Origin of the sequence: Modestobacter sp. DSM 44400 (assembly GCF_900107175.1) — a bacterium.
Lineage (GTDB): Bacteria > Actinomycetota > Actinomycetes > Mycobacteriales > Geodermatophilaceae > Modestobacter.
Genome location: NZ_FNOZ01000007.1, coordinates 118807 through 144668, shown reverse-complemented (window position 1 = coordinate 144668; position 25862 = coordinate 118807). Strand labels below are relative to the sequence as shown.

At 74.4% G+C, this 25862-nt stretch carries 17 protein-coding genes and 3 pseudogenes; 9 read left to right on the top strand and 11 right to left on the bottom strand.

What is annotated here, in order from left to right; translation table 11 throughout:
- Window positions 1-468: pseudogene (locus tag BLW04_RS07270) on the bottom strand (FMN-binding glutamate synthase family protein); the annotation flags it as partial.
- A 112-nt stretch (window positions 469-580) separates the two neighbouring features.
- Here BLW04_RS07270 and BLW04_RS07265 point away from each other — a divergent pair.
- The 3 genes from BLW04_RS07265 (at window position 581) to BLW04_RS07255 (ending at window position 5628) form a co-directional block, all read left to right on the top strand.
- Complete coding sequence (locus BLW04_RS07265) at window positions 581-2107, top strand: Re/Si-specific NAD(P)(+) transhydrogenase subunit alpha (protein ID WP_091538099.1); 1527 nt, start codon at window positions 581-583, stop codon at window positions 2105-2107.
- The gene (gene pntB / locus BLW04_RS07260) at window positions 2104-3510 is read left to right on the top strand and encodes a Re/Si-specific NAD(P)(+) transhydrogenase subunit beta (RefSeq protein ID WP_091538098.1); all 1407 of its coding nucleotides are present in this window, start codon (window positions 2104-2106) and stop codon (window positions 3508-3510) included. Before BLW04_RS07265 ends, pntB begins: the two co-directional genes overlap by 4 nt.
- 162 nt (window positions 3511-3672) lie before the next feature.
- On the top strand, window positions 3673-5628 hold the full coding sequence (locus tag BLW04_RS07255) for a potassium transporter Kup (RefSeq protein ID WP_175483935.1): 1956 nt from the start codon (window positions 3673-3675) through the stop codon (window positions 5626-5628).
- A 10-nt stretch (window positions 5629-5638) separates the two neighbouring features.
- On the opposite strand, the gene BLW04_RS07250 is transcribed toward BLW04_RS07255, so the two are convergent.
- Together BLW04_RS07250 and BLW04_RS07245 are read right to left on the bottom strand one after the other, a co-directional pair.
- A complete protein-coding gene (locus BLW04_RS07250; RefSeq protein ID WP_091538097.1) occupies window positions 5639-6832 on the bottom strand; it encodes a fatty acid desaturase family protein in 1194 nt (397 codons plus the stop codon).
- A gap of 16 nt (window positions 6833-6848) precedes the next feature.
- Complete coding sequence (locus BLW04_RS07245; RefSeq protein WP_091538096.1) at window positions 6849-7949, bottom strand: ferredoxin reductase; 1101 nt, start codon at window positions 7947-7949, stop codon at window positions 6849-6851.
- 92 nt (window positions 7950-8041) lie between these two features.
- Between BLW04_RS07245 and BLW04_RS07240 the strand changes: the two genes are divergently transcribed.
- Window positions 8042-9235 (top strand): PucR family transcriptional regulator, encoded by a 1194-nt coding sequence (locus BLW04_RS07240; protein WP_091538095.1) that lies wholly within the window; start codon window positions 8042-8044, stop codon window positions 9233-9235.
- Here BLW04_RS07240 and recD read toward each other — a convergent pair.
- The 6 genes and pseudogenes from recD to BLW04_RS29520 all read right to left on the bottom strand — a co-directional run.
- Window positions 9221-10957, bottom strand: coding sequence for an exodeoxyribonuclease V subunit alpha (recD, locus tag BLW04_RS07235; RefSeq protein ID WP_091538094.1), 1737 nt, complete (start codon window positions 10955-10957; stop codon window positions 9221-9223). The genes BLW04_RS07240 and recD overlap by 15 nt on opposite strands.
- A complete protein-coding gene (locus BLW04_RS07230) occupies window positions 10954-14199 on the bottom strand; it encodes a UvrD-helicase domain-containing protein (protein ID WP_091538113.1) in 3246 nt (1081 codons plus the stop codon). The genes recD and BLW04_RS07230 overlap by 4 nt, the downstream gene beginning before the upstream one ends.
- Window positions 14196-17435 (bottom strand): exodeoxyribonuclease V subunit gamma, encoded by a 3240-nt coding sequence (gene recC / locus BLW04_RS07225; RefSeq protein WP_091538093.1) that lies wholly within the window; start codon window positions 17433-17435, stop codon window positions 14196-14198. Before recC ends, BLW04_RS07230 begins: the two co-directional genes overlap by 4 nt.
- A gap of 115 nt (window positions 17436-17550) precedes the next feature.
- Window positions 17551-17733, bottom strand: a pseudogene (locus BLW04_RS29525) (DUF6295 family protein); the annotation flags it as partial.
- A gap of 396 nt (window positions 17734-18129) precedes the next feature.
- Window positions 18130-19083 (bottom strand): PP2C family protein-serine/threonine phosphatase, encoded by a 954-nt coding sequence (locus tag BLW04_RS07215; RefSeq protein ID WP_175483934.1) that lies wholly within the window; start codon window positions 19081-19083, stop codon window positions 18130-18132.
- Window positions 19084-19486: 403 nt separating this feature from the next.
- Window positions 19487-19819 (bottom strand): annotated as a pseudogene (locus BLW04_RS29520) (PAS domain-containing protein); the annotation flags it as partial.
- A gap of 591 nt (window positions 19820-20410) precedes the next feature.
- Here BLW04_RS29520 and BLW04_RS07205 point away from each other — a divergent pair.
- Window positions 20411-20821, top strand: coding sequence for a phage holin family protein (locus BLW04_RS07205; RefSeq protein WP_091538091.1), 411 nt, complete (start codon window positions 20411-20413; stop codon window positions 20819-20821).
- Window positions 20822-21220: 399 nt separating this feature from the next.
- On the opposite strand, the gene BLW04_RS07200 is transcribed toward BLW04_RS07205, so the two are convergent.
- A complete protein-coding gene (locus tag BLW04_RS07200; RefSeq protein ID WP_091538090.1) occupies window positions 21221-21781 on the bottom strand; it encodes a hemerythrin domain-containing protein in 561 nt (186 codons plus the stop codon).
- 524 nt (window positions 21782-22305) lie between these two features.
- Between BLW04_RS07200 and BLW04_RS07195 the strand changes: the two genes are divergently transcribed.
- From BLW04_RS07195 to BLW04_RS07180, 4 genes are all read left to right on the top strand, one after another.
- Window positions 22306-23085, top strand: a complete 780-nt coding sequence (locus BLW04_RS07195) for a glucose 1-dehydrogenase (protein WP_091538089.1) — start codon at window positions 22306-22308, stop codon at window positions 23083-23085.
- Between the two features lie 137 nt (window positions 23086-23222).
- Window positions 23223-25091, top strand: a complete 1869-nt coding sequence (locus tag BLW04_RS07190) for a sigma factor-like helix-turn-helix DNA-binding protein (protein ID WP_091538088.1) — start codon at window positions 23223-23225, stop codon at window positions 25089-25091.
- A 54-nt stretch (window positions 25092-25145) separates the two neighbouring features.
- A complete protein-coding gene (locus tag BLW04_RS07185; protein ID WP_091538087.1) occupies window positions 25146-25403 on the top strand; it encodes a hypothetical protein in 258 nt (85 codons plus the stop codon).
- Window positions 25400-25693 (top strand): hypothetical protein, encoded by a 294-nt coding sequence (locus BLW04_RS07180; protein ID WP_091538086.1) that lies wholly within the window; start codon window positions 25400-25402, stop codon window positions 25691-25693. The genes BLW04_RS07185 and BLW04_RS07180 overlap by 4 nt, the downstream gene beginning before the upstream one ends.
- Window positions 25694-25739: 46 nt before the next feature.
- On the opposite strand, the gene BLW04_RS07175 is transcribed toward BLW04_RS07180, so the two are convergent.
- Window positions 25740-25862: a cold-shock protein gene (locus BLW04_RS07175; protein ID WP_305777653.1), complete on the bottom strand. Its 123-nt coding sequence runs from the start codon at window positions 25860-25862 to the stop codon at window positions 25740-25742.

The following is a 25862-nucleotide window of genomic DNA, read 5'->3' as shown; positions in this document are numbered from 1 at the left end:
GAAGCTCATCGCGGAAATGTTCACGACCGAACTCGGCCGGAATGCCGTCGCGCGGCCGCGCGCCGCGCCGAGCACCTTCGCGCCCGGCAGGTCGACCTCGTGGCCGGCCTCCACATGCGAGGGCGGCACCGCCCGGCCGAAGGTGCGGTGCTTGATGATCGGATAGCCCGCGGTGTACTCCAGGTCGTTGTCTGTCCCGAAGCCGAAGTAGTTGTTCTCCTTTTTGGCCGAGGCGTAGACCCAGCGGCGCTGGTCCCGGGTGAACGGCCGCTCCTCGTTGTTCCCCGCGACCAGGTACTGCCGCAACTCCGGGCCGACGGCCTCCAGCAGATACCGGGCGTGACCGACCACCGGGAAGTTGCGCAGCAGCGCGTGCTCACGCTGCAGCACGTCGCGCGCGCCGAGGGCCGCCACCGCGGCGACGGCAGCGGCCACGCTGGCCGGAACGGCACGCAGTCCGCGCTTCATGGGGTCACCCTCCTCGGCTGCCGCACGGCTGCCAAGGGGGTCGCGGCTGCGCAACGCACCGCGGGATGGTCCACTCAGCGCCCGGAACAGACCTGCCACGAACGGAGCGCGCGTGCAGATCGGTGTCGTCCACGAGTCCCGCCCCGCAGAGACGCGGGTCGCCGCCACCCCGACCACGGTCGGCCAGCTCCGAGGGCTGGGCTACGAGGTGGTCGTCGCCGCGGGCGCGGGGCTGGCCAGCACCTTCCCCGACGAGGCGTACGCGGCGGCCGGCGCCACGGTCGGCACCGCCGCCCAGGCCTGGGCCGCCGACGTCGTCCTGGCGGTGAACGCGCCTTCGGCGCAGGAGATCGCCGGCCTCCGGGACGGCGCGGTGCTGATCAGCCTGCTGACCCCCGCGCTCGCCCCCGAGCTGCTGGACGCGCTCGCCGCCCGGCCGGTCACCGCACTGGCCATGGACGCCGTCCCCCGGATCTCCCGCGCCCAGTCGCTGGACGTGCTGAGCTCCATGGCCAACATCGCCGGCTACCGGGCGGTGGTCGAGGCCGCGCACACCTTCGGCCGGTTCTTCACCGGGCAGGTCACCGCCGCGGGCAAGGTGCCGCCGGCGAAGGTCCTGGTGGTGGGGGCCGGGGTGGCCGGCCTGGCCGCGATCGGGACGGCGAGCAGCCTGGGCGCGATCGTCCGGGCCACCGACGTCCGCCCCGAGGTGGCCGAGCAGATCCGCTCGCTGGGCGGCGAGTACGTCGCCGTGGCGCCGGCCGAGCAGCAGGTCAGCAGCGACGGCTACGCCCGGGAGACCTCCGCCGACCATGACCGGCGGGCCGCGCAGGCCTACGCCGAGCAGGCGGCCGACGTCGACATCATCATCACCACCGCGCTGATCCCCGGCCGGCCGGCGCCCCGGCTGATCACCGAGGAGATGGTGGCGAGCATGCGCCCGGGCAGTGTCGTGGTCGACATGGCCGCGGCCATGGGCGGCAACGTCGCGGGCACCGTCGCCGACGAGCTGGTCGTGACGTCGAACGGCGTGTCGATCATCGGCTACACCGACCTGCCCGGGCGGTTGCCCGCCCAGGCCTCGCAGCTGTACGGGACCAACCTGGTCAACCTGATGAAGCTGCTGACCCCGGGCAAGGACGGCCAGGTCGTGCTCGACCTGGACGACGTCGTCCAGCGCTCGATGACGGTGGTGCACGCCGGGGAGAAGACGTGGCCGCCGCCCCCGGTGCCCGTGTCGGCCGCACCGCCACCGGCGCCGGCCGCGCAGGTACCAGTGGTGCCGGCGGCGGTGCCGTCGGCGAGCCGGCGCTTCATCGGCGTCGGGCTGGCCGCGGCGCTGCTGTTCGTGCTCACCGCGCTCTCGCCAGGCCCGCTGATCGAGCACCTCACGGTCTTCGCGCTGGCCATCGTGATCGGGTTCTATGTGATCGGACACGTGCACCACGCCCTGCACACCCCGCTGATGTCGGTGACCAACGCCATCTCGGGGATCATCGTGGTCGGCGCGCTGCTGCAGGTCGGCCGCGGCGACCCGGTGGTCACCGCGCTTGCATCGCTCGCCGTCCTGGTGGCAAGCGTCAACGTCTTCGGCGGGTTCGCCGTCACCCGCCGCATGCTCGGCCTGTTCACCCGATGAGCGCGGAGAGCGCCGTCCGGGCGGCCTCCATCGTCGCCGCCCTGCTGTTCATCCTGAGCCTGGCCGGGCTGTCCCGGCACGAGACCGCCAAGGCGGGGAACGTGTTCGGCATGGCCGGCATGGCCATCGCGCTGGCCGCCATCATCGGGCTGGCGTCGCGCAGCATCGACGGCACCGGCCTCGCGTTGATCGCCCTTGCCATGGTCGTCGGGGCGGCGATCGGCATCTGGCGGGCCCGCCGGGTCGAGATGACCGGCATGCCCGAACTGATCGCCGTCCTGCACAGCTTCGTCGGCCTGGCCGCCGTGCTGGTGGGCTGGAACGGCTACCTGTCGGTCGAGGCCCGCGCCGGCGAGCAGACCGAGGTCGCCGGCTCCCTGCTCGGCATCCACTCCGCCGAGGTGTTCATCGGCGTGTTCATCGGTGCGGTGACGCTCACCGGGTCGGTCGTGGCGTTCGGAAAGCTGTCCGGGCGGATCCGGTCCAACCCGCTCATGCTGCCCGGCCGCACGCTGCTCAACATCGGCGCGCTGGTGGCCTTCGTCGTCCTGACGGTGCTGTTCGTCGTCGGGCCGAACCTCGGGCTGCTGATCGCCGTCACCGTGCTTGCCCTCGCGCTGGGCTGGCACCTGGTCGCCTCCATCGGCGGCGGCGACATGCCGGTCGTGGTGTCGATGCTCAACAGCTACTCCGGCTGGGCGGCCGCGGCGTCGGGCTTCCTGCTCGACAGCGACCTGCTCATCGTCACCGGCGCCCTGGTCGGGTCCTCCGGTGCCTACCTGTCCTACATCATGTGCCGGGCGATGAACCGGTCGTTCCTGTCGGTCATCGCCGGCGGGTTCGGCAACGAGGGCGGCACCGCTCCCGACCGCGACTACGGCGACCACCGCGAGATCAGCCCCGAGGACGCCGCCGCGCTGCTGCTGGACGCCACCTCGGTGGTGATCACGCCGGGCTACGGGATGGCGGTGGCCCAGGCGCAGTACCCGGTGGCGGAGCTGACCCGCAAGCTGCGCGAGCGCGGCGTGACCGTCCGGTTCGGCATCCACCCGGTCGCCGGCCGGCTCCCCGGGCACATGAACGTGCTGCTGGCCGAGGCGAAAGTGCCCTACGACGTCGTCCTGGAGATGGACGAGATCAACGACGACTTCCCGGACACCTCGGTGGTGCTGGTCATCGGCGCCAACGACACGGTCAACCCGGCGGCTATCGACGACTCCGGCAGCCCGATCGCCGGCATGCCGGTGCTGCACGTCTGGGAGGCCGAGCACGTCATAGTGTTCAAGCGGTCGATGAGCACCGGCTACGCCGGCGTGCAGAATCCGCTGTTCTTCCGGGACAACAGCAGCATGCTGTTCGGGGACGCCAAGGAGCGGGTCGAGGACATTCTGCGCGCGCTGTGAGCACGACGCGCCGGGGACGGCGCAGCGGTGGAGACTCGACGGGCCACCGGGACGGCGGAGCTGCCCCACGAGCGGAAGGCACGTCCGTGACCGAGCTTGCGAGGTCACGCGAAGGCGCAGCACCATCGGGCACGAGTCGACGAGCGTTAGCGAGGAGGGCACGTGACCGGTCCGACGACGGCGCCCGGCACCGCGGCACCCCCCTCGCCCGACCCTGCCGCGCCGGAGCAGCGGCACCACGGCCGGTCCGGCAGCCTGGTGCTGGCGGCGCTCGGAATCGTGTTCGGTGACATCGGGACGAGCCCGCTCTACGCGTTGCAGACCGTCTTCTCCATCGACGACGGCGCCGTGCGCCCCACGGAGGGCGACGTCTACGGCGTCATCTCGATGATGTTCTGGTCGATCACCCTGATCGTCTCCATCAAGTACGTCAGCGTCCTGATGCGGGCCGACAACGACGGCGAGGGTGGCGTCATGGCGCTCACCGCGCTCGCCCGCCGGCTGTACGCCCGCAGCCGCCGCTCCAGCCTGCTCGTCGTGCTCGGCATCCTCGGGGTGGCCCTGTTCTACGGCGACTCCCTGATCACCCCGGCGATCAGCGTGCTCTCCGCGGTGGAGGGAGTCCGGGTGGCCGCTCCGGCGCTGGGCCACCTGGTGGTGCCGGTGGCCGCGGTCATCCTCACCGCCCTGTTCGCGGTGCAGCGCTTCGGCACCGGTAAGGTCGGCGCGCTGTTCGGGCCGGTCACCCTGCTGTGGTTCGCCGCCCTGGCCGTCGCCGGCGTCCGGGGCATCGTTGCCCAGCCCGGCGTGCTGAAGGGCCTGTCACCCACCTATGCACTGTTCTTCGTCTTCGACCACCCCGGCATCGCCTTCATCGCGATGGGCGCGGTCGTGCTGGTCATCACCGGCGCGGAGGCGCTCTACGCCGACATGGGGCACTTCGGCCGGCAACCGATCCTGCGCGCCTGGTTCTTCGTCGTGTTCCCGGCGCTGACGCTGAACTACCTCGGCCAGGCCTCGCTCATCCTTCGGCACCCGGAGTCGGTCTCGAGCCCGTTCTATCTGCTCTACCCCAGCTGGGCGCAGCTGCCGATGGTCCTGCTGGCCACGGCCGCCACCGTGATCGCCAGCCAGGCGGTGATCTCCGGCGCCTTCTCGCTGTCCCGGCAGGCCGTGCAGCTCGGGCTGCTGCCCCCGGTCACCGTCCGGCAGACCTCGAAGGAGGAGGCGGGGCAGATCTACCTGCCGGGCGTGAACGCCGCGCTGTTCGTCGGCGTCCTGGTGGTCATGCTGACCTTCCGCTCCGCGGAGCGGCTGGCCACGGCCTACGGCGTGTCGGTGACCGGGGCCCTGGTCATCGACACCGTGCTGCTGCTGGTCGTGGCCCGCGTGCTGTGGGAGTGGCAGCCGTGGAAGCTCGCCCTCGCCGCCGTGGCCTTCGGCCTGGTGGAGCTGACCTTCCTGTCGGCGAACCTGTCCAAGGTCGCGCACGGCGGCTGGCTGCCGCTGCTGATCGCCGTCGTCGTGTTCACCGTCATGACCACGTGGCGCCGCGGCCGGGAGATCGTCGCGGGCAACCGGCGGGTGCAGGAGGGCTCACTCTGCGAGTTCGTCGACGACCTGTACGGCCGCGGCCTGCCCCGGGTGCCGGGCACCGCAGTCTTCCCGCACCCGGGCAAGGAGACGACCCCGCTGGCGCTGCGGGCCAACGTGGAGCACAACAAGATTCTGCACACCAGCGTGCTGATCGTGTCCGCGAGCGCCCAGAACATCCCGCACGTGCCGGTGGCGGAGCGCTTCTCGGTCGACCACCTGGGCCACGAGGACGACGGCATCCAGCACCTGTCGGTGCGGTTCGGATTCTCCGACGCACCGGACCTGCCGCATGCCCTGCGTCAGGCGTGCGCGGCCGGGGTGCTCGACCTTCGGACGATGGACGTCGGGAACGCATCGTTCTTCCTGTCCCGGGGGCCGGTCCGCCGTACCCGGGCCGCCGGAATGGCCGGGTGGCGCAAGGTGCTGTTCGTGGCCCTCTCGCGCAACGCGGCCGACCCCGCGGCCTACTTCGGGTTGCCGGTCCACCGGACCGTCACGATGGGCAGCCCGGTCGACGTGTAGCAGCCGCCGCTCAGGCGGCGGCCTGCAACTGCCGGCGGGCCTTCGCGCCGCCGGTGGTCATCCGGACCAGCTTCACGACCTGGGCCGGGGCATTTCTCGGGGTGGTCTGCGCCATCCAGCCGTTGGGCAGCGAGAGCCGGAACACCTTGTGCCAGGCCGAGCCGACCTGGCGCGGCAGGGACGCCGAGTGGTACCGCAGCCCATAGCGGTCGAACAGGTCGCGCACCTTGGGGGCGATCTCGGCGTACCGGTTGCTGGGCAGGTCCGGGAACAGGTGGTGCTCCACCTGGTGGGAGAGGTTGCCGGTCATGATGTGCATGGCCTTGCTGCCGGAGATGTTGGCCGAGCCGAGCATCTGCCGGACGTACCACTCCCCGCGGGTCTCGCCCTCGATCGACTTCTTCTCGAAGGTCTCGACGCCCTCCGGGAAGTGCCCGCACATGATCACCGAGTGCGACCACAGATTGCGGACGACGTTCGCGGTGACGTTCGCGGCGAGGGTGGGCAGGAACGACGGCCCGGACAGCAGTGGGTGGACGAGGTAGTCCTTGCTCGCCTGCTTGCCGATCTTGCGCAGGACGGCCTTGACGCGGGCCCGGAACGCCGGGTCGTTGCGCCGCCGTTCGGAGGCGAGGTTCTTGCCCAGCTCCAGGTCGTAGGCGGCGATGCCGTACTCGAAGAGGCAGGCGTTGACGAAGTTCGACAGCGGCTGCACCAGGTACAGCGGGTGCCAGCGCTGGTCCTCGTCGACCCGCATGATCCCGTAGCCGAGGTCGTTGTCCTTGCCGATCACGTTCGTGTACGTGTGGTGCAGCTCGTTGTGCGAGTGCTTCCACTGCTCGGCGGGGCTGGCCATGTCCCACTCCCAGGTCGTGGAGTGGATCTTCGGGTCGCGCATCCAGTCCCACTGGCCGTGCAGGATGTTGTGCCCGATCTCCATGTTCTCCAGGATTTTGGCCACCGACAGGCCGACCGTCCCGACGAGCCAGGCCGGCGGGAACATCGACACCAGCAGGGCCGCGCGACTGCCCAGCTCGAGCTTCCGCTGCACCGCGATGACCTTGCGGATGTAGGCGGCGTCGGACTCGCCCCGGCTCTCGACCACCTCCTGCCGGAGGGCGTCGAGCTCGCGGCCGATGGCCTCGATGTCGGCAGCCGTCAGGTGCGCGATCGGGCTCTCGTTCTTCTTCTGCAGCACGGTCATGTCCGGCTCCTCGTCGTCAGTGGTCGATGTCGCAGGCGCCGGCGGCGGCGCTGATGCAGGTCTGGATCAGGACGCCGTCCCCGGGCGCCGCGGTGGTGATCTCGCCGTTGCGCAGGTCACGGACGGCCCCCTCCCGCAGCGGCAGCACGCAGCCGAAGCAGATGCCCATCCGGCAGCCACTGGGCATCAGGACCCCGGCCTCCTCGGCGACGTCCAGGATCGGGGTCGCGCCGTCGGCCTCCAGCGTGGTGCCGGACCGGGCGAAGGAGACGGTGCCGCCCTCGCCGGTCACCAGCACCGTGGGGCGGAACCGCTCGGTGTACAGCCGGTCGGCCAGGCCGGCGGCGGCCCAGTGCTCCTCGATCGCTTCGAGCATGCCCACCGGCCCGCAGGCCCAGGTTGCCCGCTCGGCGGAGTCGGGCACGAGCGCGGCGATGCCGGCCGCGTCGAGCAGCCCGGCGGTGTCGGTGTGCTGCTCGACCAGCCGGATGCGCCCGTCGGCGGCCAGGCTCCACAGCTCCGCGGCGAAGACGACGTCCTCGGGGGTGGGCGCGGAGTGCACCAGGACGACGTCGGTCAGCTCCGGGTGGTTGCGCAGCAACCCCATCACCGGAGTGATACCCGAGCCGGCGGTGACGAACAGCGCCTTGGCCGGCCGCTGCGTGGGGAGGACGAACTCCCCCGCGGCCTGGTCGAGCTGGATGACCGTGCCGGGCGCCGTGCGGTGCACCAGGTGGTTGCTGACCGTGCCGCCGGGGATGGCCTTGACGGTGATCGCGATGCAGCCGTCGGCGCGGCCCAGGCGGGAGGTCAGCGAGTAGGCCCGCCACTGACGGACGCCGTCGACGTCCACGCCGATTCGGACGTACTGGCCGGGAGTGTGCCCGCGCCAGCCCCGGCCCGGCCGGATGACCAGGGTGGCGGCGTCCCGGGTCTCCGGGAGCACCGCCTCGATCCGGCCACGCAGGGCGGCGCCGGAGCGGAGCGGGGCGACCAGGTCGAGGTAGTCGGTGGGCAGGAGCGGCGTAGTGGCCAGCTCGACGAGCTTCAGCACCCGGTCGCGCAGTGCCGGACGCGGTTGCCGCGCCGGGGTCGGCTGCGGGACGGTCGTGGTCATGGTCCTACCTTGCCCAACCGGCGGGACAATCACCTGTGCCTTCGACGTGAATCGACGGGTAGCTTCTGTTCTCTCCGAACAATCGAGGTGGCATGACGCCCGAGCAGTCCACGCTGCCGACGACGGTTGCCGACGCCATGCGCGCCGACCTGCCCTCGGTCGCCGAGCGCACGGTGGCCGCCATCGTGGTCGAGGTGCCCAGCTACGCCGACGCGTTCGCCGGGGACATGGGCCGCACGATCGGCAACGCCGTCCAGTTGGCGCTCGGCGGGTTCCTGGAGCTGGCGACGACCGGCGGCGGCGCCGACGCCAGCACCCCGATCGAGCCGGCGCTGGACGGGGCCTACGCGCTCGGCCGCGGCGAGGCCCGCAGCGGCCGGTCGATGGACGCGCTGCTCGGCGCCTACCGGGTGGGGGCGCGGGTGGCCTGGCGGCACATGGCGGCCAGCGCCGTAGCGGCCGGGCTGACCGCCCTGCAGCTGGCCCGCTTCGCCGAGTTGGTGTTCGCCTACATCGACCAGCTGTCGGCCTCGAGCGTGGCCGGGCACGCCGACGAGCTGGCGACCAGCGGCCGGGTACGGCGCCGGTACCTGGATCGGCTCGGGCAGCGACTGCTGGCCGGCGGCGCACCGGAGGACCTGGCCGACGCCGCCGCCCGGGCGGACTGGGAGCCGCCCCGGACGCTGACCGCCGTCGTCGTCCCGGCGGCCCGGGCGCGCGGCGCGCTCGCGCTGCTGGACAGCCGCACGCTGCAGGTCAGCGAGGACGTCCCCGCGGTGGATCCGGCGTCGGACACCACCGTGCTGCTGGTTCCTGACGCCGAGGGGCGCGCGCGGGCGGCGCTGGTCTCGGTGCTGGACGGCCGGGAGGCCGTCGTGGGGCCGGCGCGCCCGTGGGCAGAGGTCCACGCCTCCTACGCGCGGGCGCTGCGCGCCGTCCAGCTGGGGCTGACCCCGGACGGGACGGCACCGCTTGACACCCAGCGACGGCTGGCCGAGCTTGTCCTGCGTGCGGACGACGAGGCGCTGGCCGACCTGCGGGCCCAGGTGCTCGCCCCGCTCGACGACCTGGCCGCGGGTGCCCGGGAGAAGCTCACCGAGACCCTGCGGGCGTGGCTGCTGCACCACGGCCGGCGCGACCGGGTGGCCGCCGAGCTGTTCGTGCACCCGCAGACCGTCCGCTACCGGATGGGACAGCTGCGCGAGCTCTACGGCGACCGGCTGGAGGACCCGCGGACGGTGCTGGAGCTGACGGTCGCGCTGGGCATCCGGCTACCCGCCGTCTGACCCGACCCGCCGCAGCCCGCTCGCCCGGACCACCTGGCGGCCGACGGCGGCCCGCACTGACTCCTCGGTGCCGACCACGCGCACGCGACGGCTGGCCCGGGTCACCGCGGTGTAGAGCAGCTCGCGGGTCAGGATCGCCGAGGTCGCCGGCGGGAGCAGCACGGTGACCGCCTCGTACTGGCTGCCCTGGCTGCGGTGCACGGTGAGCGCGTGCGCGGCGGCGACCGAGGACAGCCGGGACAGCGGCACCAGCTCCACACCGGCGCTGCGGGAGAACGCCGCACGCGGGCCCTCCGCGGTCTCCACGACGACACCGGTGTCGCCGTTGTACAGCCGGTTCTCGTGGTCGTTGGCGGTGATCAGCAGAGGCTGTCCGGGCCGCCACTCCCCCGGCGTCGCCCCGGTCCAGCGGCCGATCTGCTCGTTCCAGCCGGAGACGCCGTAGGGGCCGTGCCGGTGCGCGCACAGCAGCCGGTGCCGGCCCAGCAGCCGCAGGCTGCCCGCCCCGTCGCCGGCCACCGCGGCGGCCCGCAGCTCGTCGCCGTCCCGGCGCACCTCCGCCTCCAGCTCGCCGGTGCCGGCAACCAGGGACAGCCCGTCCTGCGCGGACAGCATCTCCAGCACCCGGTCGGCGTCGCCGGTGCGCACCGCCTCGGCCAGGCCTCCGATGCCCTCGCCGTAGCGGTGCGAGACCCGCAGCCGGACCACCCCGTTGCGCAGCTGGCGACGCTCCTCGTCGCCGAGGTCATCGAGATCGCCGAGATCGCCGAGGTCCCCGGCATCGGCGGGCCGGTGCACCAGGTCGGACAGCACCGCACCGGCCTCGACCGGGGTCAACTGGTCGGGGTCGCCCACCAGCACCAGCCGCGCCGTCGGCCGGACGGCCTCCAGCAGCCGGGCCATCAGCGTCAGCGGCACCATCGAGGACTCGTCGACGACGACCACGTCGAAGGGCAGGTGGTTGCCCGCGTCGTGCCGGAAGCGGCTGCGGCTGTCGGGGCGCCAGCCGAGCAGCCGGTGCAGCGTGGAGGCGGTGAGGTCGGCCGGCAGCCCGACCGCGGCGGCCTGTTCCTGCACCGACTCCTGCAGCCGGGCCGCGGCCTTGCCGGTGGGCGCGGCCAGCGCGATCCGCAGCGGCGGGCCGGGCTGGGCCTGCAGCAGCTTCAGCAGACGCGCCACCGTGTGCGTCTTGCCGGTGCCGGGGCCGCCGGTCAGCACGCTCACCCAGCGTCCGGCCGCTACGGCGGCGGCGAGCCGCTGCCGGTCCGGCGACGGCCCGGGGAAGAGCCCGGCCAGCGGGGCGAGGTCGACCGCGGGCACCGGGTGGGCGCGCGCATCGAGCTCGCGGCGGACCAGTTGCTCCTGCTGCCAGTACCGGTCAAGGTAGAGCAGCCCGTCGACCAGGCGCAGCGGCCGCCACGGCGCCTCCGCCCCCACGGCGACCAGCGGGCTGTCGGCCAGCGCCGTCCAGTCAGCGGGCCACTTCAGTTCCACCGGGGGCGCGTCCTCGTCGGGGACCACCGAGTCGGCCACGGTCGCCAGCTCGACGCAGACCGAGCCGGTGCGCACGCCGCGGACGGCGAGCGCCACGGCCAGCAGCACCGTCTCGGACCGCTCGTTACCCAGCCGGGACAACCGCAGCGCCACGTGCACGTCGGCGGCGGACAGCACGCCGGCCTCGGCGAACTCGGCGAGCAGGCCGGTGGCGCGGACCGGGATCACGACGGCCCGGCCAGCAGGTCGGACAGCTCGGTGACCAGCGCAGGCGGCGGCGTCCAGCGGAAGACGCCGGCGTCCGGCGGTGAGTCCGGGCCGGTCATGCCCCGGACGAAGAGGTAGAGCACCGGACCGAGGTGCCGCGCCGGGTCGTAGTCGGGCTGCCGCCAGCGGAGGTAGCGGTGCAGGGCCACGGAGTACAGCAGGGCCTGCAGCACGTAGTGGGTGCGTTGCATCTCCTCGGCCATCGCCTCGGCCCGGTAGTGCCAGGTGGTCAGCGGCTCGGCACCGAGCCGGTTGGTCTTGTAGTCGACGACCGCGTACACCGGCCCGGGCAGCCGGAGGACGGCGTCGATGCTGCCGGTGAGGAAGCCTCGCAGCGCCTGCGGTTCCAGCCCGGCCATCAGGCCGGCGTAGCCGGACACCGGGCCGAGGTCGTGCCGTCGCAGCAGCGCCACCACGTCGGTGAGCGTGGCGTGCGGGAGGGCGGTGTCGCCGCCGGCCAGCGGGAGCTCGAATTCCAGCTCGGCCAGCCGGTCGGCCGCCCCGACCTGGGCCAGAGTGGTGCCGAGGTCGCCCAGCGGCGTGTGCAGCACCGGGCGGAGCCCGTCGGCCAGCGCCTGCGCGGAGACGCCGGGGACCAGCCAGCGCTCGACCGCCTCGGCGCAGCGCTCGTCGAGCACCGCGGGGTCGGGGTCCTCCAGCACCGCGTGCACGAGGGTGCCGAACGCGGCGCCGCCGGGCAGGTCACTCAGCGGCGAGGGGTGGCCCTCGGCGACCGGCTCCAGAGCCGCTGCCTCGGCATCGTGCTCGTCGTCCGTGCCGGGGGCGTCGGGCTCGCTGCCCAGCGGCTGGTCGTGGGCCGACCGGGTGAGTGCGCTGTAGGAGGTGCGCCGCCAGTCCTCGTCGAGGGTGCGGGTGAAGGAGCTCACCGAGAGCTCGTCGACCGCCACGCCGGGCGACGTCCAGCGCTGGACCGGCGTGGCGGTCACCTCCTCGACGCTGATCCGCCCGGCGGAGCGGCGGGCCAGTTGGTCCAGCCGCGCTGCGACGTCGTCGTCCGGGGGCGGGGGGACGCTGGCGGCCGGCTGCGCGCCGGCGGCCGCGCCGCCGAACAGCAGCCGGTGCAGCGGGGCCGCGGCGGTGTTCCCGCTGGGCGCCCAGTGGGTGACCACCTGGCACTTCGCCCGGGTGAGGGCGACGTAGAGCAGCCGCAGGTCCTCCCCGGACTCCTCGGCGTCGTGCCGCGCGCGGGCCCCGGCGTACCCCGCCGCGGTCGAGCCGCCGACGTCGAGCACCCGGTTGCCGTCGTCGTCGTGCAGGCGGAGCACCTCCAGCTGACCGGGCACCCAGCGGTCCCAGGCGTAGGGCACGTAGACGACCGGAAACTCCAGGCCCTTGCTCACGTGCACGGTCATCACCTGGACGGCGGCGGCGTCGGACTCCAGCCGCCGGCTCCGCTCGTCGGTGCCCTCGACCGCGGCCTGGGCGATGCGGCGGCGCAGCCACTCCACCAGCGCGGTGAGGCCGAGCGACTCGCGCATCGCCGCGGCGTGCACCACCTGGCCGATGTGCCGCAGGTCGGTGAGCACGCGCTCGCCGTCGGGGCGTTCCAGCACCCGCTCGGGAAGCCGTTCGTCGGCGGTGAGCACCTCGAGGAACGCCGCCACACCGCGGTCGGCGAGCAGGTCCGCCCAGCGGCGCAGGCGCGGACCGAGCCGGTCGGCGACCTCGTCGCCGGCCGCGTCCAGCGACGCCTCGTCGTTGGGGAGGAAGATCGACAGTGCCGCCGCACGTACCCGCCCGGCACGGTGCGGCTGCTCCAGCGCCTCCAGCAGCACCAGCCAGGAGCGGGCGCTGGCGGTGGTGAACACGCTGCCGCCCCCGGCCAGCACGGCCGGCACCCCGGCGGCGCCGAGCGCCTCGCGGATCAGCTGCCCCTGCTTGTTGGTGCGCACCAGCACCGCGATGTCGCCGGGCTGCACCGCCCGGCCGGTGAGCTGCCCGGGCCCGGACAGCAGCCCGACGACGTCGGCCGCCACGTCGGCGGCCACGGCGTCCCGGAGCCGGTCGATTCGCGGCAGGCCCTTCCACAGCGGCCCGTGGCCGGTGCGCCGCAGCCGGCGCAGCCGCAACGGCGCGCCGGCTCCGGTGAGCCGCGGCACGGGGTGCGCGGTCTCCACCGGCCGGACGACGATGCGCGGATCGCCGAGGGCGGCCCCGCCGAAGACGTCGTCCAGCGCACCGAGCAGCTGCTGGTCGCTGCGCCAGTTGCGGGCGAGCGTGGCCCGTGCGCCGGCCACCGCGGCGGCCACCAGGTAGGTGGTCACGTCGCCGCCGCGGAAGGCGTAGATCGCCTGCTTCGGGTCGCCGATCAGCACCAGGGTGGTGCGGCCGTGGAAGGCCCGCCGCAGCACCTCCCACTGCACCGGGTCGGTGTCCTGGAACTCGTCGACCAGCACCACCCGGTAGCGGGAGCTGACCCGCCCGCACGCCACGGCGCCGTGCACCGGGTCGGCCAGCGCGTCCCGCAGCAGCGAGAGCCAGTCGTCGTAGTCGACCAGCCCGAGCCGTCGCTTACGCCGTTCCACCTCGGCGCGGACCGCCTGGGCCGCCTTCCGCCGCCTGCCCGGGGCACCCTCGTCCGACTGTGGTTCCAGCCGTGCCTGCCGGTCGCTGCCCACGGCGCGCCGACCCAGCTCCAGCAGCTCGTCGTGGCTCAGGAACGGCGGACCGCTCCGTCCGCTGGCGAAGGTGCGCAGGTAGAGGTCGTCGACGACCTCGCGCACCAGGTCGTCGACGTCCTCGGTGAAGGTAGCGGTCGGGTCGGCGTCGGCGGCCATGCCCAGGCCGGCGAGCATCTGGGAACAGAACGAGTGCGTGGTGGCGATCGTCGCGGCGTCGAACCCGGCCAGCGCCCGCGCCAGCCGGGCCCGGCGAACGGCGGCCTCCGCGTCAGGGACGTCGGCGAGCAGCTGCAGGACCGGATCGGCGTCCGTCGCCCGGGCGGTGGCCGGGTCGCGCAGCCCCAGCTCCGCGCTGACCAGCCGCTCGCGGACCCGGTCGCGGAGCTCACGGGAGGCGGCGTTGCCGAAGGTGACCAGCATGACCTCCGACAGCTCCGCGACGCCCTCGGCGACGAACCGCGCCGTCAGCGCCGCGATCGTGAAGGTCTTGCCGGTGCCGGCGCTGGCCTCCAGGACCGTGGTGCCGATGGGCAGCGGACCGCAGACGTCGAACTGCGTCATGCCGTCGTCTCCGCGGCCAGCAGCGGGGTCCACAGCCGGCGCGCCAGCACGCCGAACCGGCTGCGCTCGTCGCGCCAGCGCTCGTCGTCCAGCGGAGCCGCGGCGGTCAGGTCGGCCAGCGCGGTGCGCTCCCCGAAGACGTGGGTGTGGTGCCGGTCCTCCTGCTCACCGGGGAACCGCCCGCCGCTCCACTCGCGGCCGGCGCTGTCCAGGGCCTGTTCGACGGTGTCACCGCCGGCACGTGCCTTCGCGTAGGCCGCGGACGTCTTGGTCGCCAGGGGCAGCGGTTCACACGTGCCCCGGTCGTAGAGGTCGACCAGATCGGCCAGCGCGGCCAGCGGGTCGGCCGGCGCCACCAGGGTCGAGGTGCGCGCCCGGCTGCCGTACCGACCGACGGTCACCGCCCGGCTCCCGCCCTCGGTGGCGGCCAGCGCCAGCGCCAGGACCCAGGCGCGCGCCCGGTGCCGTGCGGACAAGCTGGAGTAGGTGACGCTGGCGACGGCGTCGCCACGGACGCCGTTCACCGTGCCACTCAGCTCCCGACCGGCGATCTCGAGGCGCACGTCGACCGCGCGCGCCGGCGCGGCCACCAACGGCGCGGCGACCGCCACCAGCGGGCCGACCCGGCCGCTGACCCGGGTGAGCACGGCGCTGCCGAGTTCGCCCGGTGGCAGGGTGCCCCGCAGCCACTCGCTGCGCGCTGCATCGTGGGCGGGCAGTCCGCGCAACCCGGCGGACAGCAGCCGCTCCCCCACCGCCCACTCCTGCAGCCCGTCCAGCTCGGCCGACAGCGCGTCCTCGACCTCGTCGTCCTCGCCCGGCAGGGTGATCCGCAGGCGCTGGCGCAGGTAGGCCTTGACCGGGTGCTCGACGAAGGCGACCAGGTCCTCCAGCGCGATCGGGCCGGGCTGCGGCGGCAGCGCCCGGCGTGGCGGCGCGGCCCGGCGGGGGCGGGCGGCCTGCCGTGCGCCGGCCAGGCTCACCGGGTCGAAGCTGAAGGGGGTGGCGCCGGTGAACTGACGGGCGTCGAAGGGCTGCAGCGGATGGTGCCGCACCACCCACTCGCGGCAGCCGGGCGCCATCGCCGCGACCACGTCGAGCAGCTCGCCCACGGGCACCGCCGGCGGTCGCGGTGCGCCACTGACCGGATCGGCACCGGTGTAGAGGACGACCAGCCGTTCGCCGGCGGACAGGATTGCGTCCAGCAGCAGCTGCCGGTCCTCGCTGCGCACGTCGCGCTCCCCCACGCGGGGGTCGCGGGCCAGCACGTCGTCGCCGTCGACGCCGCTGGTGCGCGGGAAGACGCCGTCGTCCAGTCCGAGCAGCACGATGACCCGGTGTGGCACCGACCGCATCGGCACCAGCGTGCACACGGTCAGGTTGCCGGTGCGGAAGTTGGCCCGGGTCGGCCGGCCCCGCAGCCGGTCGGCCAGCATCGCCCGCACGTCGGCCAGCCGCACCGGGCTGGCGCCCCCCTCGCCGGCCTCGGCCAGCTCCCGGCGTGCCTGGGCCAGCTGCCAGGCGTCGTCGGGGTCGGTCGCGGTGAGCGTCTCCAGGGCGCCGGCGAGGGTGTCGGCCCAGTGCCCGACCGGGTGCTCGCCGGACAGCGCCGACAGCACGTCCTCCAGCCGGTCGAGCAGCTCGGCCAGCCGGCCGGCCAGGTCGATGTCGCTGCTGTCGACGTCGTCGAGCGGTAGCGCGAGACCCAGCCAGACCGGCTGGTCCTCCGAGGTGGTCACCCCCAGTAGCACCCGGTCCAGGCCGGCCCGCCAGGTGTTCTGCGCGACGCCGTTCATCCCGTAGGGCGTTCGGGTGGTCGGGTCGAGACCCCAGCGGACACCCGAGCGGGCCACCCAGTCGCGGATGCGCTCCAGGTCGTCGTCGGTGAAGCCGAACATCCGGCGGACGCCGGGGGTGGCGGCCAGGTCGAGCACCTGGCTGGCGGTCACCCGGCTCTGCGCCAGGTCCAGCAGCGCGGCCACCGTGTCCAACAGCGGGTTGGTCTGGCGCAGGCTGCGGTCGGCGAGCCGGACCCGCAGGGCGTTGCCGGGGTGCGGCAGGCCGGGGCCGAGCCCGAAGGACGCCGAGATCAGCGGGGCGAAGGTCTCCACGTCGGGGCACAGCACGAGGACGTCGCGCGGCTCGAGGGTCGGGTCGTCCTCGAACAGGCGCAGCAGCACCTCCCGCAGCACCTCCACCTGGCGCGCCGGACCGTGGCAGGCGTGCACCTGCACGGTGTCGTCGGGCCGTGCGGCGTCGGGATGGTCCGCCGAGGGCGGCCGGTCGTCGCGCAGGTCGGCCTGCAGCCGGCCGAGCAGGGTGCCGGGCCGCTCGTCATCACAGTGGTGGGTGTCGGCATGCGCCGGCAGCCGCAGCTGCAGCTCGCGGACGTCGCGACCGAGGCTGCGCAGCAGCGGGTGCGCGGCGAGGGTGGCCGTCGGGTCGTCGCGCCGTCGTCCGGCCGTTCGGCCGGCCAGCTCGCCCCACAACGCCGGGCTGGGGTGCGGCAGCCACAGGTGCACGTCGCGGTGCTCGGCGAGCGCATCGAGCACCGCCAGCGACTGCGTCGGCAGCCTGGTCGGGCCGAAGACGCTGACCCGGGCGGGGAGCTCGGACCGGCCGGGGTCGGCCCGCAGCGCCGCGCAGGCGTCGTCCAGGTGCTCGGCCGGGCTGGGGCCCAGCCGCTCGCGCAGCCGGCGCCACAGCTCGGCCTGCCACCGCAGGTCGCCGGCAAGCGGGCCGGAGCCGTCGGTGTCGCGCCCGGCCGCCCAGTCGCGGAGCATCTGCGGGCGGTGCGCGGCGTAGGACCCGAACAGCTCGGCCAGGTGCGCGGCGGTTGTCCACCGGCGGTCGCGCCGGTGGTCGTCCGCGCCGGCGCCGAGGTGCCGGGCGAGGACGGCGCACCACCGTTCGCCGATGCACGCGTCGATGACCTCCAGCAGCGGCCACAGCGGCCGGGACCACGGGTCGTCGCGCGGATCGGCGCCGCCGGCGGCGGCCAGAGTCTCGGCGACCAGCCGGCCCGCCGACGGGAAGCGGATGCCCGAGCAGATGCCGTCGCGGGCGGTGCCGGCGCCCAGCACCGTGGACAGGCGCTGCGCGAGCCACCGCTCGACGCCCTTGGCCGGCACGGCCACGACCTCCTGCGCGAAGGGGTCGGCCAGCGGGGTCGTCAGGACCTCCGCCAGGCCGTCGGCCAGGCGGGCCGTCCGCTCCGCGCGGTGGAGGTGCAGCACCCGGCCTGTCTACCGCACCCCTACGACGGTTCCGGACGGACACGTCCGGGGGCAGCGCCATCATGCCTCGCGAGCAGCTCCGGCGGCGCCGCGGCGAGCATCGCCAGATCGACTCAGCGAGCCGGCGCGCGCCGGCCGGGTCGAGTTCGACGGCGACCCGGGCGGCCGGGCCGTGGTCGGGGTTGCGGAAGTCGATGCTGAGCGTGTGCGCGGCCGGGGCGTCGACCGGGTGGTCGAAGTACAGCGTGGCCGCCGACACCGGGAACCACCCGGCGGCGCCCTTGCCCGAGCCGCTCACCGGGACGACGAGCTGGTCCCCGTCCGCGTCGAAGCCGGGCCAGTCCCGTGAGCGGTGCCGAGCGGGTCGAGGTGTAGCAGCAGCCGGGGCAGTCGTGGCGGTGGCGGTACGTCACGGAAATCGGGGACGGCGAGCCGTTCGAGCTGATGAACAACTCGGCGGGGTCCTCGTGCAAAAAGGCGGTGTCGGCCGTGCAGGTGGCCTACCCGCGAGTCGGGGTGCTCGTCCTGGCGCCCGACGGGGACGGCGCGTGGGTGCCGGGGTGGCACCTCCGCCCGCCCCGGCCAGTGGCGGGTTGGCCCGGCCAGCCGACGGTCGGGCTTGGGGACAGCCCGAGGTCGGCACGGTGTCCCTGCCGGTCACGGGTGGCCTGACGGGCCGCCCCTGGGCTGCCCACTACGGCGCCGAGTACGGCCCGTGATCGGACTGTGGTCGCAGCACGAGGAGGGCAACGTCGTCCTCGGCGTCCTGAGCGAGTCGTTCTAGCAGGACGTCGCAGAGCTGTTCGGTGGTCAGGTGGGAGAGTCCTGCGGCGACGGCCTGCAACCGCGCCAGCCCGTCGTCGAGCGGCTCACCGCGCCGCTCGACGAGCCCGTCGGTGTAGAGCACGACCGTGGCCCCCGGGGTCAGCACGACCTCGTGGTTGTGGCGCGGGGTGTCCGCGTCCACGCCGAGCAGCAGGTCGGCGGGTCGCCACAGCAGCTCCGCGGTGCCGTCGTGGTGGAGCAGGAGGGGTGGCGGGTGCCCGGCGTTGGACCAGCGCAGCACCCGTGTCGCGGGCCCGGCATGGGCAGGACCCTGCCCCACCTGACAGAGCACCGCGGTGGTCAACGTGGAGACCCGCAGTTCGCGCATCGCCCGGTCCAGTGCGGAGAGCACTGCGGCCGGTGGCTCGACCAGGGTCTGCGCGACCCCACGCAGGACGTTGCGGACCTGCGCCATGCCGGCGGTGGCCGTCCGGTCGTGTCCGGCGACGTCGCCGATCACCAGCGTGGTGCGGCCATCGGCGATGAGGAAGGCGTCGTACCAGTCCCCGCCGACCTGCGCCTCCTGGGCTGCCGGCTGGTAGCGCACCGCGATGTGCAGGTCGTTGGGCTGCGGCGGGTCGGTGAGAAGGCTGCGTTGCAGGGCCTCGGAGAGCCGTTGGGACGCGCGCGTCGCCGCCCGTTCGGCTTCCCGGGCACTGATCCGCTCCAGTGCCTGCGAGGTCAGGGCCGCGAACGCCTCGAGGAGTTCGCGGTCGGCCGCCCGCCACGTGTGTGGGCCGTCGAAGGCAACGGACAGCGACCCGAAGACCCGGCCGTGGACGCGCAGCGGAACCGACGCCGACCCCTCGGTGGCAGCGCGCACATAGAGGTCCTCCGCGCCGGGGAAGGCCTCGAGGGCCGCAGCCCGGTCGGCCAGAAAGTGCAGGGGTGCCCGTGGCAGTCGTGTGGACCATCGGCAGGGGGAAGTCCACCGGCAGCTCGGCGACCTCGGCGCGGACCTCCTCATCGAAGAAGTTGGTCGTCAGGACCCGGATCTGCTTGCCCTCGGGATCGGCCAGGCAGAGCACCGCTCCCTGCGCTCCCAGCAACGCGACGCCACGGACGGTCACCACCTCCAGCACCTCGAACTCCGTCTGCGCGTCGCCGAGCGCGTGCGCGACCGTCACCAGGCCGGCCATCCGTTGCGCGTCCGCGGCGCGCAACGCGGCTGCCTGACGCTGATCGGTCACGTCGAGATTCGTGCCGATGACCCGCCAGACCTGGCCGGTCTCGTCGACCAGCGCGTGGCCTCGGGCGTAGATCCAGCGCACCGCCCCCGCTGGCCAGACCACCCGGAACTCGACGTCCACGGTGCCGGCGGTGTCTATCGCCTGGGTGAGCGCGAGCTGCACAGCCGGCAGGTCATCGGGGTGGATGGGTTGCTCGATGTCGACGACCGATCCGGTCGACTGCTCGGCAGTCAGGCCGAACATGGCCAGGCTGTGGTCGTCCCACACCAAGCCACCGGAGGCGACGTCCCAGTCCCACAGGCCCAACTGTGCAGCCTGCAGTGCCAGCCGGAGCCGGGCCTGAACCAGCTCCTGAGCCTGCGTGGGCACGGGGCTGATGTTCGAGTCAGGGCGTCCGGTCACCGGGACATCACCACAGAAGTATGGGCCGGGCACAGCGGACCCGGGTCGACATCCACCAGACACCGGCGCCGGGCGCCGGGCACAGGCGAATGTTGCCACCACACCAGGCGTGCGCTGTGACGCTACCGATCTCAGGACGGCGGCGACGGGCTCGCGCCCGGGAAGCCCGCGTGGTCAGCGGCGGACAGCGGTTGCCAGGCCGGCCTCCCCGTCCCGACGGCGCATCCGCGCCTCCGGCCTGGTCCATCGTCACCGTCCGCCCCGTCAGCTCCGCCACCCGGCGATCGACGTCCGGCCGTAGCGCGGTGGACAGCCGGCGGACCGGTTCGGCCATGCAGGGGCCGGCGGCGAGCTCCCTGCGGGCACACCGCGCTCCGGGCGCGTGGCGGCACCGTCGTCCGGCGGGAGGCCGACCGGCGGACCGAAAACCTGCTCGGCCGCACCGGGCTGTGGCGGGTGATGGAGCTGGGAGGCCGGCAGCGGCCGGGGCGCCCGGTGATCGGTTGACCCACCGACGAGCGGGTAGCCGCCAGACATACCCACGTCGAGGAGGACCCGATGACCGCGAGCACCCCTGGCAGTTCCACCGCCGACCTGTTGCAGTCACTGACGAGCGACGTCACGGCGTTGGTCCGGCAGGAGTTCCGGCAGGCGCAGCAGGAGATCGCCGCCAAGGCCCGGCAGGCGGGCAAGGGAGGCGCGCTGCTGGGGGCCGCGGGGCTGGTGGGTGCGATGGCGGTCGGCAGTTCGACGGCGCTGCTCATGCGCATCCTCGAACGCCGCCTTTCCCCGACGGCCGCGGCCGCCCTGGTGACTGGCCTGTGCGCAGGTGGCGCCGCCGCACTGGTGACGGCCGCCCTGGCCGAGATCCGCAGCGCCGGGCCGCTGGTCCCGGAGGAGACAGTGCGGACGTTGCGGGAGGACGTCCGCGTCGCGACGGACACCGGGAACCCTGGGACGGCCGGCTGACCGGCGACGCCCCATCACCGGGCCGGCCGGGGTAGCGGTAGGTGACGTCCGGGAAGGGGACGGCCGGCCCCGCGGGCCAGTCCAGCTGGCCGGCATCGAGCCATGTCTCCTGCGGTTCCCGTGCCGGCCGCGCACCACCCGCCGGGTGGCCGGCTCCTCGCCAACGACCACCAGACCTTCGAGGCGCCGGAACGGGAGCCTGGCAACAAGAGCTGAGCCCGGTCCCGGCCCGAGGGGCCGGCACGCTCGCCTACGTCCGGCACGTCGCCGGTGGGCCAAGCCCACGAACTTTCCCGGTGACGACGACGTGGTCAGTGTGCAGGCGCTTTCCGGTGCGGCCCGAGCGGCGACGACCGCTAGAACAGCCGGACCCGGCCGTTCCAGGTGGTGCGGCTTCGGTTAGTCCTTGGAGAAGGCGTCCCGCGCCCGGTCGAGCATCGCCGCGAACGGGCCGGCCACGTAGTTCGCCGTCGTGGTCTTGGCGCTGGGGTGCGGATGGGTCGGGGCCATCTTCTCCGCCCGCTTGACCCGGTCCCGCGCCTTGACCAGGGCGTCGGGGTCGGTGTTCTGCCGCAGCAGCGGGAACTCGTCGCGCTCCTCGGCCTCGGCGTGGTCGAGCACCGACTGCCGGAACCCGGTGAACGTGGAGACGAACTCGTCGCTGTCGACGTCCATCTTCTCCAGCTTCGCCAGGACCTCCTTGGCCTCGTTCTCCTCCGCCATCCGGGCCTCGGCGACCTCCTCGCCGCCCGGGGCCTTGCGGGTGAGCGGCCGGACGATCATCTCCTCCCCCGTCTCGTGCCGGGCCAGCATCTCCCGGGCCTGGTCGAAGTAGCGCTGCCGCTCCTCACCGCTGGTCTGCAGGACGTCGGCCAGCAGGCCCTTGAGCTGCTGGTGCTGGTCGATCAGGAACACGACGACGTCACTGGCGTCGTCGGTGATGTGGCGTGTCTCGGTCATGGCGCGCACCTACCCCGCCCCCCTCCGCCGGGAACCGCGTCGGCCACCTTCCCCGAGCACCACACCCAGCCGCAACGGACGGTCCTGCGGGCCGGCCGGCCAGCGGGCCGACCCCGCAACGGACGGTCCTGCGGGCCGGCCGGCCAGCGGGCCGACCCGCGGATCAGCGGGGCTCGTGAGGCGTGTCAGCCGGGACGCCAGCGTGCCTCGCACGCCTCCTGGCAGCGAGCGGACGTCGGACGTTGCGGCCCTCCGGCTCGTCGTCGGCGCAGCCATGCACCGCGGGGAGGACCAGGCGCCATGCACCGCGGGGAGGACCAGGCCCAGCACCCGAACCGGCCGGACCGGCAACCCGAGGCGCGTCGACGTCAGCCCGCATCATGATCACGTACCGCCAGGAGCTGGACTCAACGGCAAGTGTGGCGGGTCGACCGGAGGTGAGCCCCCCGGCGCGCACCATAGGGTCCCGACGTCGTGATCAGTGCCCCGCCGGAGGTCGTCGTCCGGCCAGCTGAGGAGAGCCCGTGGACCTGTTCGACCTGTCCGGCCGCACCGCCGTCGTGACGGGGGGCAGCCGCGGCATCGGGCTGATGATCGCCCGCGGCCTGCTGTCGGCCGGGGCCACCGTCGTGCTGTCCTCCCGCAAGGCCGACGCCTGCGAACAGGCGCGCACCGACCTGCTCGCCGACGGCACGGGCGCGGACCGCGTCCGTGCGGTGCCGGCAGACCTCTCCCGTGAGGACGAGTGCCTGCGGCTGGCCGCGGTCGTGGGCGAGCACATCGACCGGGTGCACGTGCTCGTCAACAACGCCGGCGCCACGTGGCGTGCCCCGCTGGCGGAGTTCCCCGCCTCGGCGTGGGACAAGGTCGTCGACCTGAACCTGAAGTCGCCGTTCTTCCTCACCCGGGCGTTCCTGCCCCTGCTGGAGGCCGACGGCACCGCCGACGACCCCGCCCGCGTGATCAACATCGGCTCCATCGACGGCCTGCGGGTGCCGAGCGTGCCGAACTACTCCTACTCGGCGAGCAAGGCCGCGGTGCACCACCTGACCCGGGTGCTCGCCGCCGAGCTGGGTCCGCGGCACGTGACGGTCAACGCCGTGGCGCCGGGGCCGTTCGAGACCAAGATGATGGCCGCCACCCTCGAGGCGCGCGGCGAGGAGATCGCCGCCGCCTCCCCGCTGGGCCGTATCGGCCGCCCCGACGACATGGCCGGGGTCGCGGTGTTCCTCGCCTCGCGGGCCGGGTCGTACGTGACCGGCGCGGTTATCCCGGTCGACGGCGGCATCTCCACCACCTGCTGAGCCGGCGCCCGGGGCGCCCACCCATGGCGGCCACCATGGCCACTGTGGCCGCCATGGGTCCACCGTGGACTCCGCCGGCAGGTGAACCGCCCGACGTCCCGCCGGCGAAGGCTGCAGGGGCGAGGAGAGGGGGCCGGGTGAGCCAGGACGGGCCGTTCTCCGATCGCTTCGTCGCCGAGCGCCGGCCCGCGCTGCTGCCCACCGCGCTGCTGCTCACCGGCGACCGCACCACCGCCGAGGTCCTCGTGCAGGCCACCTTGGCCGAGGGCTCCCGCCGGTGGGCGCGGCTGTTCCACGACGGGAACCCCGACACCGCCGTCCTGGGCCTCCTGGTCCGCCGCGCCACCCGGCGCCGCGGCCGCCTGCTGCGCGGTGAGCAGGTGATCGAGTCTGCCCCGGCGCCCGGTGATGTTCCCGGGACCGGGTTCGCCCGGTCGCTGCGCGACCTGCCGCCGCGCATCCGGGCGGCGGTCGTGCTGCGCCGGTACGAGGGCCTGGCCACGGCCACCGCGGCACAGCTCCTGGACTGCCCGCCGGCGACCGTGGACGCCGAGACCACCCGCGGGCTGGCCGTCCTGCGCGATGCCCTGCCCGCCGGCGGCTACGAGCGGGAGCCGGTGGACGACGACGTCCGGGTCGACGCCGAGCTGCGCCGGCTCGCGGGCGCCTCCGGCCGCTGGCAGCTCACCGCCGAGGAGGCGGTCGCCGACGTGCGCCAGCGGGTCCGCGGCTCACGCCGACGGCTGGCCGGGACGGCCGCCGCCGCGGTCTGCGTCCTCGCGATCGGGGTGCCCCTGGCCGGGTCCGTCCCCGACACCCCGGTGCCGGCCACCTCCGCCGGCCCGACGTCCGCCGGCCCGACGGCGACCGAGGCGGGTCCGTCGGTCCCGGTCCTGGTGGGGCCGACCCGGGGCTCGCTGGCCGGCGACCAGGCGTTCCTCGACGCCGTCCGGCAGGTCGGCTGGGGCGCACTGGAGGCGCCCGCCCCCGACCGGCGCGACGTCGTCTTCGCCGGTGACACCCCGGACGGCCGGGTCGTCCTGCTGGTCGGCCAGGTCGAGGACGACGCCCGCGGCGTGTGGCTGACCGGCCCGGTCGGCGCCGCCGTCGGCCAGCTCGTTCCGCACGTGCCGCCCGGCCTGGGCCGCGACCGGCCCCTCACGCTGGTGCTGGGCGGCCCCGGTCCGGCGACGCTGGTCGTGCTGGCCGCGCGGGGCGACCAGGTCGAGGTGTCCGACCGGTTGATGACCGGGCCGCGCGGAACCGTCGGGCGCAGCTACGAGGCGGTCGAGACCCTGGACGGCGTGGCCGTCGTCCCGGTGCGGACGACGCTGGGCGGGACGGCGACCAGCGTCCGGGTGCTGCGCGGCGGCGAGGTGGTAGACCGGTCCGGCGTCGACTGGCTCGGTGCGGTGCCCGGCCGGAGCGCGGACGTGCCGCCGCTGGTCCCGCTGCGCCCGGTCGCCGGACCGCCCGACGACCGGCTGGTCAGCACGGCGGTCAACGGTCTGGCCGTGCCGCTGGGGGCCGAGCCCGGCGAACTGCAGCCCGAACTGGTGTGGGCCGGCGCGCTCCCGGGCCGCGCGGGCGGCTCGGTGGTGATCGTGCTGGCGCACAGCCCGGGCGGCGCCCTCGTCGTGGGCACCTGGGCGGGCGGGCCGGGAGTGGCGGTGATGTGCGGGGTGCAGACCCCGCCGGGTGCCGCCGACGTCGGCGGGCTGACCGCCGCCCGGACCTGCCTCGTCCCCGGCTCCCGCTCCGCCGACCCCACGGCCTGGCTGGTGGTCACCGCTCCCCCGGCGGCCGCGACCGCCGAGGTCCTCGACCGCCGTGGCCGGCTGCTCGCCACCGCGTCCATGCCGCTGGGCAGCACCGTCGTCCCGCTCCCCGAGGGGGCCGGCAGCGTCCGCACCCTCGATGCGGCTGGGACGGCGCTCACCGAGGTGCCCGTGGCACCGATGGCTACGGTGCCGTTCGGCGACTACGGGACCGGGCCGCAGCGCTGACGCCCCGCGGCTCCCCGCCGGCGGACGGCGCGACGCGGGGGCAGGTCCCACCAGGTGTCCGAGCGGTTCGACGTGGACCTGGTGGCCGCCGTCCTCACCGCCCTGCCGGACTGGACGCTCACCGTGCACGGCCCAGCTGGTGTTCCCGCAGCGCGCACAGCCGGCCGCTTCCGGGACCTGGAGCGACGGTTCCCCGGTCGCTTCACCCACCGCGGCCTGCCCCGGGGCCGGCTGCCGGCGATGCTGGACGCCGCGACCGTCGCGCTGATCCCAGACGCGGCCGGCCGGGCACTGAGGGGCAGTCGTCGATGAAAACCTACGACTACTGCTCCTGCGGCGTGCCGGTGATCGCCACGGCCGGGCACCAGCACTCCGGCGAGGTCCCGCCGCACACGGCGATCGTCTCCGGTGCGGCTGAGCTGGCCGCGGCGATGCTGGCCGCCGACGACGAGCCGGCGTCGGCCGCGGTCGAGCGCACGGCGTGGGCCGCGGCCCGCACGTGGAGCCGGCGGACCGACCCCTGGCTGGCCGCGATGCTCGGCCGGCCGGACCCGGTCGATACCGACCCGGACCGGGCAGAACGCGGGCTGGAACCGGCCTGAGGCCGGGCGCCGGTCCCCGGCACGGGCCGGAGACCGGCGCGCCGGCTCAGAGCGGCTGGACCGAGTCCGCTTGCGGGCCGCGGTCACCGGGGCTGGCGGTGAACTCCACCCGCTGTCCCTCCTCCAGGCTGCGGTAACCACCGTCATCGGCGATCGCGGAGAAGTGCAC